At 38.1% G+C, this 14,925-nt stretch carries 12 protein-coding genes; 6 read left to right on the plus strand and 6 right to left on the minus strand.

Annotated elements, in window-relative coordinates:
* Positions 1–46: 46 nt before the first annotated feature.
* The 4 genes from MHI34_RS06370 to MHI34_RS06385 all read right to left on the minus strand — a co-directional run bounded on the left by MHI34_RS06370 (position 47) and on the right by MHI34_RS06385 (position 3,544).
* Complete coding sequence (locus MHI34_RS06370) at positions 47–523, minus strand: glutathione peroxidase (RefSeq protein WP_036125788.1); 477 nt, start codon at positions 521–523, stop codon at positions 47–49.
* 14 nt (positions 524–537) lie between these two features.
* The gene (locus tag MHI34_RS06375) at positions 538–1,872 is read right to left on the minus strand and encodes an FAD-dependent oxidoreductase (RefSeq protein WP_089933979.1); all 1,335 of its coding nucleotides are present in this window, start codon (positions 1,870–1,872) and stop codon (positions 538–540) included.
* Between the two features lie 13 nt (positions 1,873–1,885).
* A complete protein-coding gene (locus MHI34_RS06380) occupies positions 1,886–3,031 on the minus strand; it encodes a VanZ family protein (protein WP_342504273.1) in 1,146 nt (381 codons plus the stop codon).
* A 225-nt stretch (positions 3,032–3,256) separates the two neighbouring features.
* The gene (locus MHI34_RS06385) at positions 3,257–3,544 is read right to left on the minus strand and encodes a DUF6509 family protein (protein WP_058843749.1); all 288 of its coding nucleotides are present in this window, start codon (positions 3,542–3,544) and stop codon (positions 3,257–3,259) included.
* A 157-nt stretch (positions 3,545–3,701) separates the two neighbouring features.
* Here MHI34_RS06385 and MHI34_RS06390 point away from each other — a divergent pair, with 157 nt between their 5' ends.
* Positions 3,702–4,880 (plus strand): DHHA1 domain-containing protein, encoded by a 1,179-nt coding sequence (locus MHI34_RS06390; protein WP_058843750.1) that lies wholly within the window; start codon positions 3,702–3,704, stop codon positions 4,878–4,880.
* 46 nt (positions 4,881–4,926) lie between these two features.
* On the opposite strand, the gene MHI34_RS06395 is transcribed toward MHI34_RS06390, so the two are convergent.
* Positions 4,927–6,924 carry a methyl-accepting chemotaxis protein gene (locus MHI34_RS06395; protein WP_342504274.1) on the minus strand — a complete coding sequence of 666 codons (1,998 nt, stop codon included), beginning with the start codon at positions 6,922–6,924 and terminating at the stop codon, positions 4,927–4,929.
* A 328-nt stretch (positions 6,925–7,252) separates the two neighbouring features.
* On the opposite strand from MHI34_RS06395, the gene MHI34_RS06400 reads away from it, so the two are divergent.
* From MHI34_RS06400 to tatC, 4 genes are read left to right on the plus strand one after another with little or no spacing between them, the layout of a single operon-like run.
* Positions 7,253–7,999, plus strand: coding sequence for a gluconate 2-dehydrogenase subunit 3 family protein (locus MHI34_RS06400; protein ID WP_058843752.1), 747 nt, complete (start codon positions 7,253–7,255; stop codon positions 7,997–7,999).
* Positions 8,000–8,012: 13 nt separating this feature from the next.
* Complete coding sequence (locus MHI34_RS06405) at positions 8,013–9,725, plus strand: GMC family oxidoreductase (RefSeq protein ID WP_058843753.1); 1,713 nt, start codon at positions 8,013–8,015, stop codon at positions 9,723–9,725.
* Positions 9,726–9,754: 29 nt separating this feature from the next.
* Positions 9,755–9,958 (plus strand): twin-arginine translocase TatA/TatE family subunit, encoded by a 204-nt coding sequence (gene tatA, locus MHI34_RS06410; RefSeq protein WP_036125774.1) that lies wholly within the window; start codon positions 9,755–9,757, stop codon positions 9,956–9,958.
* A gap of 11 nt (positions 9,959–9,969) precedes the next feature.
* Positions 9,970–10,815 carry a twin-arginine translocase subunit TatC gene (gene tatC / locus MHI34_RS06415; protein ID WP_342504275.1) on the plus strand — a complete coding sequence of 282 codons (846 nt, stop codon included), beginning with the start codon at positions 9,970–9,972 and terminating at the stop codon, positions 10,813–10,815.
* Positions 10,816–10,830: 15 nt separating this feature from the next.
* On the opposite strand, the gene MHI34_RS06420 is transcribed toward tatC, so the two are convergent.
* The gene (locus tag MHI34_RS06420) at positions 10,831–11,646 is read right to left on the minus strand and encodes a metallophosphoesterase (RefSeq protein WP_058843756.1); all 816 of its coding nucleotides are present in this window, start codon (positions 11,644–11,646) and stop codon (positions 10,831–10,833) included.
* A 249-nt stretch (positions 11,647–11,895) separates the two neighbouring features.
* On the opposite strand from MHI34_RS06420, the gene MHI34_RS06425 reads away from it, so the two are divergent.
* Positions 11,896–14,922 carry an ATP-binding protein gene (locus tag MHI34_RS06425; RefSeq protein WP_342504276.1) on the plus strand — a complete coding sequence of 1,009 codons (3,027 nt, stop codon included), beginning with the start codon at positions 11,896–11,898 and terminating at the stop codon, positions 14,920–14,922.
* Positions 14,923–14,925 lie beyond the last annotated feature (3 nt).

Below are 14,925 nucleotides of genomic sequence, written 5' to 3' on the forward strand. Positions count from 1 at the left end.
ATAAAAAAAGATTCATACACAAATACTGTGCATGAACCATTTTAATCTATTGTCCTAAAACCTTTTGAATATCGTCCTCAAAGCTACTTGGCTTATCTGCTGAGGCGTAGCGCCCTACAACCTCACCATTGCGATTTACAAGGAATTTTGTAAAATTCCACTTCACGCTACTGCCTAAAAATCCTTTGGAGTGAGAAGTTAGATAATCGAAAATAGGATGTGCTTCTTTTCCGTTTACCTTAACTATCTCATGCATCGGGAAAGTCACTCCATATGTCAGACGACACTGTGATGCAGCTTCTTCAGCAGTCGCTAGCTCTTGTTTAAATTGATTTGAAGGGAAACCAAGTACCACAAGACCTTCCTCCTGATATTTTTCATAAAGACCTTCTAATTCTTCAAATTGCGGTGTAAACCCACATTTGGAGGCTGTATTGACAATTAGCAAAGGCTTTCCCTTATAACGTTCGAGGCTATAGACAGTACCATCTTCTAAAGTTACGTTAATATCATAAATGCTCATCTCTCTACCTCCTATTATAAACGTCCATTCATTCGTGCCACCTGCTGTAATGGGTCCCAAACACCATTGAATGGTGGTGCATAGGCTAAATCTAAATCTAGTAAATCAGGTAATGTCATTTTACTATACAATGCCGTAGCAAATACATCGATACGCTTATCAACTCCTGCTGGACCTACGATTTGTGCGCCTAATAGCAGCTGGTCCCGCTTGCGAACAACCACCTTAATATACATACGTTGTGCACCTGGATAATAGCCAGCAATATGACGTGCAGATAGTTTAAATGCCTCATAGTCAAAGCCAAGCTCTTTCGCCTTACGCTCATTGATGCCTGTCGTAGCAATGGTTAAATTGAAAAACTTTAAGATAGAAGTTCCCACGATTCCTCTAAACGGCGCAAACTTGCCTGACATATTAAGGCCTGCTAAACGACCTTGCTTATTAGCAGTCGTTCCTAAAGGTACGTAATCTAAACGCTCCTTCACAATATTAAAATGGGTTGCACAATCTCCTGCTGCATAAATATTTTCAATAGAAGTCTCTAAATGGCGATTCACAATAATTGCTCCATTTTTTGCAAGTGCTATTCCAGTATTCTTTAAAAACTGCGTATTTGGTTGAATACCTGAAGCGACAATCACTAAATCTGTTTCTAAAACACTGTTATCTGTGACGACACGCTCGACCCGTTTACTCCCTTCAAATGCTTCCACACTTGTATTTAATAATAGCTCCACATCGTTCTTTTTTGCTTCCTCATGAACATGTTGGGCAAGCTCTTCATCTAAAATTCGTGCTACATGGCTTCCTCGTTGAACTAGCCTTACTTTTTTCCCGCAGGCGTGTAGCGTTTCAGCCATTTCTAATCCAATATAGCCACCACCTATGATGGTTACCTGTTCAATATCTGGCGTTAAATCAGCCAGTAAATCCTCCAACTGAGGAATCGTTTTTACCGTGTGGATACCTTCTAATTCAATCCCCTCTTGCACAGGTACTACTGGACTAGCTCCCGTAGCAATAAGAAGCTTATCATAGGGAATCTCAAATGCTTCACCACTCGCCTGTGTCCCCGTAATAAATTTCTTCTCTATATCTACATTTTCTACCTCATAGCCAACTCTTGCATCAATGCCATACTTATCTCTAAAAGTCTCGACATCTCGTGCAATTAAACGTTTGGTTGATGAAATACGTCCATCTACAACATAAGGCAATCCACATTGCCCATATGAATAAATAAAACCACGTTCTAAAGTAGTTATTTCTGCCCCTGGCACATTACGATAGATTTCCATTGCTGCAGACATACCTGCAGCATCTCCCCCAATGATGACGTATTTCATTCTACAAGCCCCCTTATTTTTTCCTTGTTGCCATTAAATCTGCATATTGATCGATATACAAACGTCGTTTTCCTCCACTTACGATGACACGTATTATATGGATGGCTATAATCATTGTAAGTGCAAAACCTGCTGTTGCGGCTAGTAGAGAAATGACAATTTGCAGAACATAAAATGGTGAATCCATATTTAATTGAATACTACCAAACGTTGAAATGGCTTCGAATAGACTAGCCGTAGCGACAATAGCAATACAGCGACGCCACGATTGCTTTACAATACTTTTGCCATTCTTGTTGACCATTGTAAAACGCATAATCTTCATACCTAGCGTTGCACCATTCATCATACTTGGGATCACGCCAAAGAGGATCATGTACAAGACCATGTTCACCAAGAACTCGAATGTACCACTATACCCTGTCAGACCGCCAACCATAATCCATATCATTTGTGCGATACATAAATCAATGACGAGTGCCAGCAAAATAGAGATGGGCTTAACAATATCCATTTTTTCCATTTCAGCAGCTTTTGCCTCAACCTCTTCATGCGAAGGAAATAGTGCCCATATGATTGGTGCTAAAAAGAATCCTAGTAACGCGCCTACACTGTTCAGTAATAAATCATCCACATCAAAGATGCGGTAGGCACAATTAAAGATGCCGTAAATACCTGTTCTTTGTGTGACCTCATAAAACAATGTTAGCAAAAAGCTAATTAAAAATGCACGTTTCCAGTACCTTCTTTCTTTAAGAAAATATCGCAAGTAAACGCCAAACGGCATCAGTAGCAAGAAATTAAAGAATGCTTGGAAAAATGCCTGCTGTTTCGTTATAGCAAGCCATGTAAAGGGATTTGTTACTACAACCCCGCTGTCCTTTAAAATATCCTCAACAAATTGAAAAAGTCGCAAATTAGTATGAACAGTGTCTGCGGATTGGAGTGAGCATGTATCTCTTGTAGATGGAAATGGCAGTAATACTAAACATAGTGCGGATAAAAAATAAAAAATAAATGAGAACATAATAATGGTTTTGGACATAGATAAATATCCATATTTACGATACGTATAAATAAGCCATGGAATAAAAAGTACAAATGATAAAATAATCGTTATAAAAAACGCTATTAAAATGGAATCTGTGTAAGTTGACATATAAGCACCTCTCTCTTTAAAATGCCCGTTTTTATGAACACTAAAACTAAGTTTAGTTCTCCAATACAACATATTTATTTCAGTAAGCTTACATAATCCTTAATTCAATCAAATATGGCTGATACGTACGAGGAGTAGTTAATCTAAAGATATCATGTCCTGTGGCAGCTACTACAACAAAATAAAAAACAGGTAAAGAATATACTCTCTACCTGCTCCCATTTATTATAATTTAGCAATTTCTTCTTTACAGAATGTCAGAATTTCCTCTAGTTCATCATCCTCTAAAGCAAAATCTAAGTATTCACCTTCAGCCTTTTCTAGAATGAAGTAATTTAAAATAAATGGCGATTCGCCCTTTTCACCGATGAGGACACGAATTTCAATGCCAGCTTCGTGATATAATTCGTCCTCTTCATCAATTTCTACATCCAAAATAAATTCATAGCGCTTACCCTCAATAATATTTGTAGGGTCTAAAATTTCTTCCATTGTGAATTGTGTAATTTCCATTGTTCTAGCTCCTTTTTCTTTAGCTGTTCCTTTTTATATTAAATCAATTTCAGCATGGGTCAACTAGAAAAGCCGTATACACGTGTAAGTAATTATGCCAGAATAAAATGGAACTGTTTTAGAATTAAGAATCCCTACATAAAAAGGAGGCTTTTTCATGAAAGAGCTATTATATTATCAAGACGTTATGTTGCACGAGTTTAATGCTACTCTTGTAAGCAAAGGAATGGATGAAGCTGGTCGTCATTATGTTGTCCTATCCAATACCGCATTCTATCCAACTGGTGGCGGACAGCCTCACGATACAGGCACTTTGAATAATGTAGATGTCATAGATGTTGAAAAAGTGGATGATGAAATTCGTCACTATATTCAAGGAGATCCATCAACTTTAGACGGTGTAGTACGTGGCAAAATCAATTGGTCAAGACGGTTCGATCATATGCAGCAGCATGCTGGACAGCATATTTTAACAGCGGCATTTATAGAGCTTTTTAATGCACAGACTGTAAGCTTTCACCTAGGTAGTGAGCAGGTCACAATTGATATTGCTGTAGATACGCTGACTGAACAGCAGCTTGCAGCGGCGGAAGCAAGAGCCAATGACATCATTTTAGAAAATCGTCCAATTCAAACAACATGGATTACAGAAAATGAGCTTGTTAACTATAATCTTCGGAAAGAAGTTGCTGTGACGGGGGACATTCGACTGGTCATTATCCCTGATTTTGATTATAACGGCTGTGGTGGCACTCATCCAACATCCACAGGGCAGGTCAGTGCTATTAAAATACTAAGCACTGAAAAAATGAAAGGCAATGTGCGCGTTTCTTTTGTCTGTGGACAACGTGTTTTAGCCGAGCTTGCCATGCGGAAAAAAGTATTAGCAGATGTTGCTCGACAATTAAGTGTTCCAGAGATTGAGGCTGCTACAGCACTTACAAAAGTTTTATCTGTCCAAAAAACTACGGAGAAAGCACTTGCTACTGCGAAAGAGGAGTTACTAACTTACGAAGCAAAGGCACTGGTGGCTAATAGTGAAGGTGTAGTAACGGCTGCTTTTCATCAACGAACAATGCAGGAGCTACAAAAAATCGCTCGTCTGATTGTCTCTGAACAGTCAGATGCTATGACCTTACTAGTTTCTGAAAATGAAGGCAAACTACAATTTGTTGCAGCAAAAGGTAAAAATGTTACCAAAAGCATGAAAGATATTGCCGCGAAGGCATTACCTCTTATTAATGGTAAGGGCGGCGGAAGTGACCAAATGGTCCAAGGCGGTGGCGATTGTATGATTTCCAAAGAAGAACTACTGCTAGCTATGGAAAAAGCTTAATTCTACTATGAAAAAGGAGCCGTCATTATGAGACAGCTCCTCCTTTTTAATACTTAAATTTTTGAATGGCTCCATATAACCGTTTCGCCATTTCTGATAGTTTTTCAGTTTGACCGTTCATGGTTTCTACTGTATTCAACTGTTCTGTTGTTGCATCTGTTACCTCATGCACATAATCACTTGCTGCATGTGCGGTTGCTGCCATTTCTTCCATAGATGCTGAAACTTCCTCTGTATTTGCAGACATTTGTTCAGCTGAAGCGTTCATTTCTTCAATTTGACCTGCTATCTCACCTACCGCTCGAACCATTTCCTCAAAACGTTCACCAACTGCCTCAATAGAAGCTAATCCGCGTTCAACATGAACTTCGCCCGATTCTGCCGCCTTTACTACCTCTAATGTGTAGGATTGAACGCTTTCAATTAATACATTAATTTTGGTAGCTGACTCTGCTGTCTGCTCCGAAAGCTTGCGAACTTCATCCGCTACAACAGCAAATCCTTTACCTGCCTCTCCTGCACGAGCTGCTTCGATGGAGGCATTCAATGCTAATAAATTTGTTTGATCAGAAATATCTGTAATCATTTTAGAAATTAAACTAATTTCCTCTGACTCTCTTTCTAGCTTGTGAATAATTGTTAGCTCAGCTGTTGTCCCCTCCTGAATCTCATTCATACGGCGCATAGATTGCTGGACAGCTTCATTGCTCTCACTAATTTTCTGGGAAATAAAATCTGTATTGCAGGCAATAGCTGAGGCTACTTCGGCAACATTTTGTATACCCATAGCCATTTGTTCCATTGCAGAGGCACTTTCTTCTGCCATCACGGTTTGACTCTGTGCCCCCCTGTCTACTTCACTGATTGCACTAGCTATTTGCTTAGAATGCTTTGTCACAGCAGTGACATCTCCCATTAAATCACACGAGGCTTCATTCACTGCAGTTGCTTCCTGACTCACTTTCGCTACCATTTCTCGCATATTATTAATCATGCGATCTAATGCACGCGCCATTGTCCCCATCTCATCAATACGCTTTAAATACTTCTCAGGGATCTCCTGTGTAAAGTCACCTTCTGATAAGCCTTCACTAATACGAAGCACATGACGAAGTGGTCTACTGACCGAACGTGAAATAGCAAATGAGATGAATAGTCCTAGTATCGAAACAATGATGGTCGTGACAATAAAGTTCGTCTTAAGCTTAGAAAGTCCTGAGAACATCTCATTTTCTAATGCAATAACCCCCATTTTCCAACCATTATCAAGGGTATGGTAGCCCATTAAGTTCGTACCAGCATCCTCTGTTTCGAACGAAAAATAGCCACTTTCATTGGTAATCATTTCTTTTGCAGCTAATGCCCTGCCCGTCATAACACCTGTTTCTTCCGCTTCTTCGATTGGATTATTTTGCTCCTTCACATAGGAATGATTATTATGTCCAATAATCGTTCCTTGAGCATCCAGCATAAATGCATAGCCACTGTCTCCAACCTTAATGTCCTCGACAATATTAGATAAATAATAACCATCAATACGAGCCAATAATAGTGCTTTTTCACCTGTAGCTGTAGTAATTGGTGAAACAATTAAAATAACCGGCTCGCCGGTTACACGGCTAATCGTTATTTCAGACATGACAGACTTGCCAGTAAAACCTTCTTTTACATAATCACGATCGCCTAATTCAGCAGTTGTATCATCTAGATAATGGGCTACCCCATCAGCTTTTATAATGCCAAAACCTAAGTAGTTCTTATTATTAGCAAGGCGTTTTGACAAATATTGTTTTTGTTTTTCAAAGTCCATACTACGAACTGCCTCTTGCTCTGCGATTGCTTCTACCTCTACCAGTGTTAGTTGGAAGTGTTCTTCTATGTATTGTGAAACATCCTCTGCTCTAGATACTAAATTGGATTCCACTTGCTCATTCATTGCATTCGTACTATTGATCCAAGTAGATAGTCCAAGTGTGCCGCAAGTTACAAAAACAAGAGCAATAATTGCAATAATTAATTTACCACCAATACCTTTTATCCACATATCCCTTTTTCTCACTTCTTCCGTTTTTAGCTATATTATTCGAATATTTATGCATAACTTCAGAGTAAAGTCACAAAAAGTAGAAGTCAACAAAAGTTTTCCAATATGATTAATAAATGTATAATAATACCATTTTCACTATCTATATAGTGCTAACAATTTTCTACAAATTTTTTATTTCATAGATATAGTTTGCTATAGAAAGACAGAATACTCGCTACATTGGATGAAATTAAAACATTTTCCAATAAAAATTGATTATAATTCACAATTTTTGCTGATTATTAACAATAGGATCGGTTTAAAACATTTTGAGGGGAGGATTTCTATGAGTTCAGACAAAAACAATGTTTCTCGTCGAGACTTTTTGAAAACAACAGGTATTGCTGCTGGTACATTAGTCGGTGGTGGATTAATAGGAGGGCTAGTAGGCTACAACATCCAAGGTAAAGGGACTTCCACTCTGGAGCATGGTGGGCATGAAACGAATGAGGCTACTGGTTCGCCTAAGGCTAAGATGTTTTTTAGAAATGAAAAAGATTTTAGTATCTTATCAAAGGCTACAGAGCGTATCTTCCCAGAAGATGATTTAGGGCCCGGCGCTATAGGCTTAGATGTTCCCTATTTTATCGATCATCAACTGGCAGGAAATTATGGGAGTAACTCTAAAGAATATATGCAAGCTCCATTTGACGTAGGTGCCCCTACACAAGGCTATCAAAGTCGTTTAACACGAGCAGAAATTTTCAGGCAGGGCATTCAAAAATTAGAGGACGAAGCTCAAAAGCGTTATCAAAAGAGCTTTAATGATTTAGAAGGTAAACAGATGGATGAAATTTTAACAGCCTTTCAAAAGGGTGACATAGAAATGGTTGGGGTGACATCCGCATTCTTCTTTACACTGCTGCGTGCGGCTACATTAGAGGGTGCCTATTCTGACCCTATGTATGGCGGAAATCGTAATATGGATGGCTGGCGCATGAAAGGCTTCCCTGGCCACCAAATGGCTTATATTACACAAATAGAAGATGCGAAATTCCAAAAAATTGAGCCTAATCCATTAGGCAATCATTAAGGGGGGTTAGAAAATGGCTAAAACATTACCTAGTGTAGACGTTGTAACAGTTGGCGTAGGTTGGACAGGCGGTATCGTTGCTGCTGAATGTGCCAAAGCCGGCTTAAAGGTGGTCGGTTTAGAGCGTGGTCAAAAGCGTGGTACCGAAGATTATTTAAATGTTCACGATGAATACCGTTATGCCATTCGATATGATTTGATGCAAAATCTATCTAAAGAAACGGTAAGCTTTCGAAATGATCGCAATATGAAGGCATTGCCAATGCGACAACTTGGCTCCTTCCTACTTGGAGAGGGTCTTGGAGGATCAGGGACGCACTGGAATGGTATGACTTATCGATTTTTACCCTATGATTTTCAAATAAAAACATTAACAGATAAACGTTATGGACCAAACAAGCTTGGACCAGATTATCTAATACAGGATTGGGGTTTAACATACGATCAACTGGAGCCCTATTTCGATAAATTTGAAAAAACAGCAGGTATTTCAGGTGATGATAAAAATCCATTTAGCGGCAAGCGTTCAAATCCCTATCCTACACCAGCTATGAAAAAAACACCTATGCTTACGCAATTTGAAAAAGCGGCACAAAGCTTAAAGCTAACACCCTATATGGTGCCATCTGCCAACGTATCCGAGGTTTATAAAAATCCTGATGGTGAAACGATCAATGCTTGTCAATATTGTGGTTTCTGTGAACGGTTTGGCTGTGAATATGGCGCAAAATCTTCTGCAGAAATTACAGTCGTCCCTACCGCTTTAAAGACAGGAAACTTTGATTTACGCTTTAATTCCAATGTTGTCGAAATTTTAAAGCAGGGCAATAAGGCTACTGGTGTAAGATATATCGATACTGTGTCGGGAGAAGAATTTATTCAGCCTGCTAATGCGGTTGTATTGACTAGCTATGTCTTTAATAATGCCAAGCTGTTAATGGTCTCAGACATCGGTGAACGATATGATCCTACTACTGGTAAAGGCACACTTGGCAGAAACTATTGCTATCAAATCTTACCTGGTGCTGCGGGGTTCTTCGATGAACAATACAATACATTTATGGGCGCAGGTTCATTAGGCATGTGTATAGACGACTTCAATGGGGATAATTTTGACCATAGTGATTTAGATTTTATTCACGGAGGAAATATTGCTCTTACACAGACAGGTACTCGACCAATCGGTTCCAATCCAACACCACCAGATACGCCTACTTGGGGACCTGAATTTAAAAAGCAGTCTATTTATTACTATACACGCTCATTCGGTATTGGTGCGCAAGGAGCATCTATGCCACATAAGCAAAACTATTTATCACTGGACCCTACCTATAAAGATGCTTATGGCTTGCCATTAATACAATTAACGTACAATTTTACTGAGCAGGATCGGGCACTTCATAAATATATTTCCGCAAGAGCAGCTGACATTATGAAAGAGATGGGTGCAAAAACAATTGTTCCTAACGCTGAAATTACCGACTACAATATCGTACCTTACCAAACAACGCATAACACAGGTGGGACAGTCATGAGTTCAACGCCAGAGCAAGGTGTCGTGAATAATTACCTACAGCATTGGGATGTTGATAATCTGTTCGCGGTAAGTGCAGGCAATTTTGCACACAATAGCGGCTACAATCCAACAGGTACATTAGGAGCACTTGCTTATCGCTGTGCAGAGGGAGTTATTAAATATAGTCAATCAGGCGGTTCTTTAGTGTAAAAAACTTAAATTTAAAGGAGGCAAGGCTTATGGGAGGTCTTGGAGCAATTGGAGTACCTGGCTTAATCATTATTTTGGTCATTGTATTAATTGTATTTGGTCCGAAGAAATTGCCAGAAATCGGCGGAGCAGTTGGCAAAACGTTTGCAGAATTTAAAAAGTCCACTAAAGGGCTTATGGATGATGAGGACGATTCCGAGAAAAAGGTCGAAAAAAAATCTGATGCTTCGTAGGAGGGGTTCCTATGGATCCATATGAAGACGGAAAAAGAAAATATTTAAGCCCTCTTGATAAACCACAAGCTGAGCTTCCATCACCCGTGGAGGCTTTAGCTGAAATACCTGTAGTAGCAATTGAAGAAGATCATGTAGCAGATGAACCTCTGATACCTGTTACCTCATTATTGGAACATCTTTCTGAGCTGCGTAAGCAAATTATAAAAGGGCTAACAATTTTCATTTTATTTTTTATTGTAGTCTTTTCGACTATAAATATTTGGTTTCCATTCATAACTCGAGGTCATTCTCTCGTTATTTTAGGGCCGCTTGAGGTTGTTAAATTTTATATGACTATTTCTACTACTTTAGCATTTGGTCTTGCAATGCCTTTTCTCGTTCATTTTCTGTGGAGCTTTGTAAAGCCTGGCTTAAAGGAAGAGGAAAGTCGATTTTTAGGTCTCTATGCACCGATTATGCTAGTTCTTTTTTTAATAGGAATAGCTTTTGGCTACTTTGTTGTCAATCCACTTAGCTATACCTTCTTAGTAAGTCTCGGAGCTACCAATTTCGATGTTATGGTATCAGCTAGTGAATATCTGCATTTTTTAATCATGACCACCGTACCGCTCGGTTTATTATTCGAGTTACCCATTGTTGCTCTCTTTTTATCAGCCATTGGTGTACTGACTGCTGAATCCATGAAAAAAATACGAGGCTGGTCTTATATCGCAATGGGCGTAGGCTCTGCTGTTATCACGCCACCCGATTTTATCAGTCAGCTACTCGTATTAATACCTATGATTATTTTGTATGAAATTAGTATCTATCTTGTGAGACGTACAGAACGTAAACAAATTGAAAGCACTGCGTAAAGTTTAACGCAGTGCTTATTTTTTCTTTAATTCCATCACAATAATTTCCGGAAGATTAAAAATGCGATATGGTACTGAGCTATTTCCTAGCCCACGACTAACCACCATTTCAGTCGATCCTGCTTCGTAGACACCAGCTGTATATTTTGGAAACAGCCCCTGTCCTGGCGCAACAAGTCCACCAAGTCCAGGAATACGAACTTGCCCACCATGCGCATGTCCCGAAAATACTAAATCCATGTGATACTTTACATACGTATTAAACACCTCAGGTCGATGTGCCAGTAACAGCTTAAACATATCGTTTGGTAAATAAGCTGTTGCTATGTCTAGCATGTCTGCCGTGGATCTACCCATTAACGGATCCTCAATTCCAACAATCGCCAAGCGCTCCCCGTCGCGCTCTAGTACGGTCGATTCATTGGCCAGTATATGTACCCCTAACGATGACAGCGCCTCATAAATTTCATCAACCTTATTCGTCGCTACTTCATGGTTGCCCAGTACATAATAAACATCCGCTATTTCAACTAGTCCTTTTACTGCCTGTAGACTTTGCTTTAAATCGTAGCGATTGCTATCTATCACATCACCTGTGATAAAGATATAGTCAGGATTTGTATCCTTAACCTTTGCAATCAGTCTTTGCTGATTGTCACCAAAGAGGGCATCATGTAAATCCGATACCTGTACAATGCGTAGCCCTTCAAAGCTGGCAGGCACTTTTTCTGATTCGAACACATGCTTACTTACGACTAGCCAGTGATTGTTTACGTACAAAAAAATGACTATAAACACAACAAAGCATACACTATATAATAATTTTTTCAATCGCAATCGCTCACTTTGCGGCTACTTTGTTCAGAGAAAACTCTGACTTCCTTATTATAAGCAAAAAACAGAGTGATTGTAAGCATATGCACTATAAATAAATAAAATGCACAAAATCCATCTAAAATGGACTCGTCACAATAGGCATTCACTCACATTTTAACTATTCTTAGTTTACTTTCACATGCTATACTGTAGGTATAATTACATATTATTTCCTTTAAATATAACAAGATTGAGAGAACCATAATGAGAAAGCTAATACTTATTTCTATGGTCATTATTAGTGTAGTGATTATTGGTGTGGCGTCACAGTTACTCAAACATGAAAGAACCGACGCTCCTAAAGCTGTTGCTGGCGTAATAGACCTAAAAAAATATGATTTGCACCACAATACAGTAAGTTTAGATGGAGAATGGGATTTCGTCCCCGATAAATTGTTGAATTATTCCGATTTCGATAACCATCATTCCTATTTAGTAGAAGTCCCGTCACAATGGTCAAAGTATACGCTCGATAAAGAAAATTTCACCACTTTCGGCAGTGGTACTTATCGATTAAAAATTTTAATCAATAATCCCGATGATATTTTAGGTATCAAAACAGGGAATATTCGTATGTCCAATGCCATTTATATTGATGAAAAGCGTATTGGACAAAGCGGTGTACCTGCTGAAGAGTCAATATATGTACAAAAGAATGTACCCTATGTTGCTTACTTTCAACCTAATAAAAACGAGTTAGAGCTGCTTATACATGTGGCTAATTTTGATTATGCATCAGGTGGAGGAATTATTGGTTCCATTTTCATTGGAGATCAAGAAAGTATTGGAAAATTAAGAGAAAGCTCTCTTTTTTACGATTTGATAACGATTGCTGCTTTTTTTACAATGTTTATTTATTTTGCTGGTTCTTATCTCTATGCGAGACTCGATATCGAACAGCTTTATTTTTCCTTATTTTGTTTCATGGTCGGTTTATATAGCGTCTCCCATGGTGAAAAAATTTTAATGTCGTTACTCCCTGTTACCTATGAGTTCCTGATAAGAATTCAAATTATTTCGAGTATCGGTACAGGTATCTTCATGCTGTTGTATTTTTACTATGCCCTTCAGCAATTTGCTTATAAAAAAATTGTAAAAACACTTTGTATAATTGGCGTTTTATTATTAGCTACGGTTATGCTCCCCATATCCATTAGCTCATACTTACAATTTGTGTACTCTATTTATATTTTTATGAATATCTTTTATATCCTTTATATTCAAATCATTGCTATCTTTAAACGATCAGTAGGAGCTATTTATTTATCGCTTAGTTCGATGGCTATTCTCATCTATATGGTCGTAGCTACTTTAAATCTGAATATTAATCTAGAAATCTATTCATTACCACCTTTACTTCCTTTTATTTGTTTAACGATGCTTTCTCTTTATATTTCCCATCGTTTTACTGACTCTTATTTAGAGAAAGGACGAATAACAAGTGCTTTAATGCGAGTAGATAAATTAAAAGATGAGTTTCTCGCAAAAACTTCTCATGAATTTCGTACGCCCTTACATGGTGTAATTGCTATTTCTCAGTCCATGCTAGAGCCTCAGGAAAGCACCACATTAACGATGGAACAAAAAGAAAAAATATCGCTCATCTTTAATATCACAGAAAAGTTATCACATCTTGTTAATGATATATTAGATTTTTCAAAGATAAAAGAAGGTGAACTAAAACTACGTCTTACTAATGTTGATCTATATTCTGTAACCCATGTCATCGTTGAAATATTGTCGTACATCGGCAATAAAGACGTAAAAATTTATAATTATATTGAACGAGGTAAGTTTCTATTAGCTGACGAAGATAGGCTACGTCAAATTCTTTATAATCTAATTGAAAATGCTGTTAAATACACCAAGCAAGGAAAAGTTGAAATTTCATGCTACGAAGAACATAGATTCCTTGTTATTGAAGTAAGTGACACCGGGCGGGGTATTGCGCCAGAACATTTAGAGTCAATCTTTGAACCATTCCGGCAGTTAGAGGATGCAAGTAGAGGTGCAGGTCTAGGCCTAAATGTGACAAAAGAACTTGTGCAGTTGCATGGTGGAGAAATTACTGTTCATTCAGTTGTAGGTCAAGGAACAACTTTCTACGTTAAGCTACCTATTGAAGCAATAAAGAAAGAGCAGCAAGACAAGGAACATAGGAATAAAATTATACTAACTAAAGAATATTCTCCAGTAACCTTTCCTCATTTTGCGGGAAATAAAGTAGGGAAAAAAATTCTAATTGCTGATGATGACCATATTAACCTAAAAGTATTAATCAATATTCTAGAAAAGGAGAATTACTCTATCATTGCTGTAGACGATAGCCAGCAAGTCTTTGAACAATTAACACTGCATCCAGCTATCGATTTATTAATTTTAGATATTATGATGCCTAAGTTGTCTGGCTATGAGGTTTGCCAGCAAATTAGAAAAAGCTATTCTTCTGCGGAGCTACCAATACTAATGCTTACAGCCGCCATTCGTCCCGAGGATTTGATTGCTGCTTTCCAATCCGGAGCGAATGATTTTCTACATAAACCACTAGATACGGCTGAACTAAAGACAAGAGTTCGAAATCTTATTTTGTTAAAAGAATCTGCTGAAACAGCTATTAAAATGGAGACAGCTTTTTTACAAGCACAGATTAAACCTCACTTTATTTACAATGTGTTAAATTCGATCTTATCGCTCAGTTATTTAGATTTAGATAAAGCACGGACAATGATTACCGATTTTGCAGCATTTTTAAGAAGCAGCTTCTCATTCGAAAATACTAATAGCTTAATTGCCTTAGATCAGGAACTCCAGCTTATACAGGCCTATGTCAATATTCATCGAATGAGATATCCAGAGCAGCTCGATTGGGAAATTCAGATGGAGGAACCATTCAATATATTGATTCCTCCTCTACTACTACAGCCTTTAGTTGAAAATGCTCTTTTTCACGGTTTAAAAAACAAACGAAACAATGGTCGAGTGACAATGAAAATAGCAAAAGAACAGCAAATGATAAATATCCAGATCAGAGATAATGGTATTGGCATGACACAAGAAATGTTAGACCAAATTTTATCAGAAGAACCTTCAGTTCATCAGAGCGTTGGGATTCGAAATATTGCCAAACGTATAAAAAAATATGAGAATGCCACCTTCCGTATCGATAGTGTTGTCGATGAAGGAACAACTGTACAAATAAATTTCCCACTAATCCCGGATGAAAAGAGATGAAAG

Origin of the sequence: Lysinibacillus sp. FSL L8-0126 (genome assembly GCF_038630385.1) — a bacterium.
GTDB lineage: Bacteria > Bacillota > Bacilli > Bacillales_A > Planococcaceae > Lysinibacillus > Lysinibacillus fusiformis_D.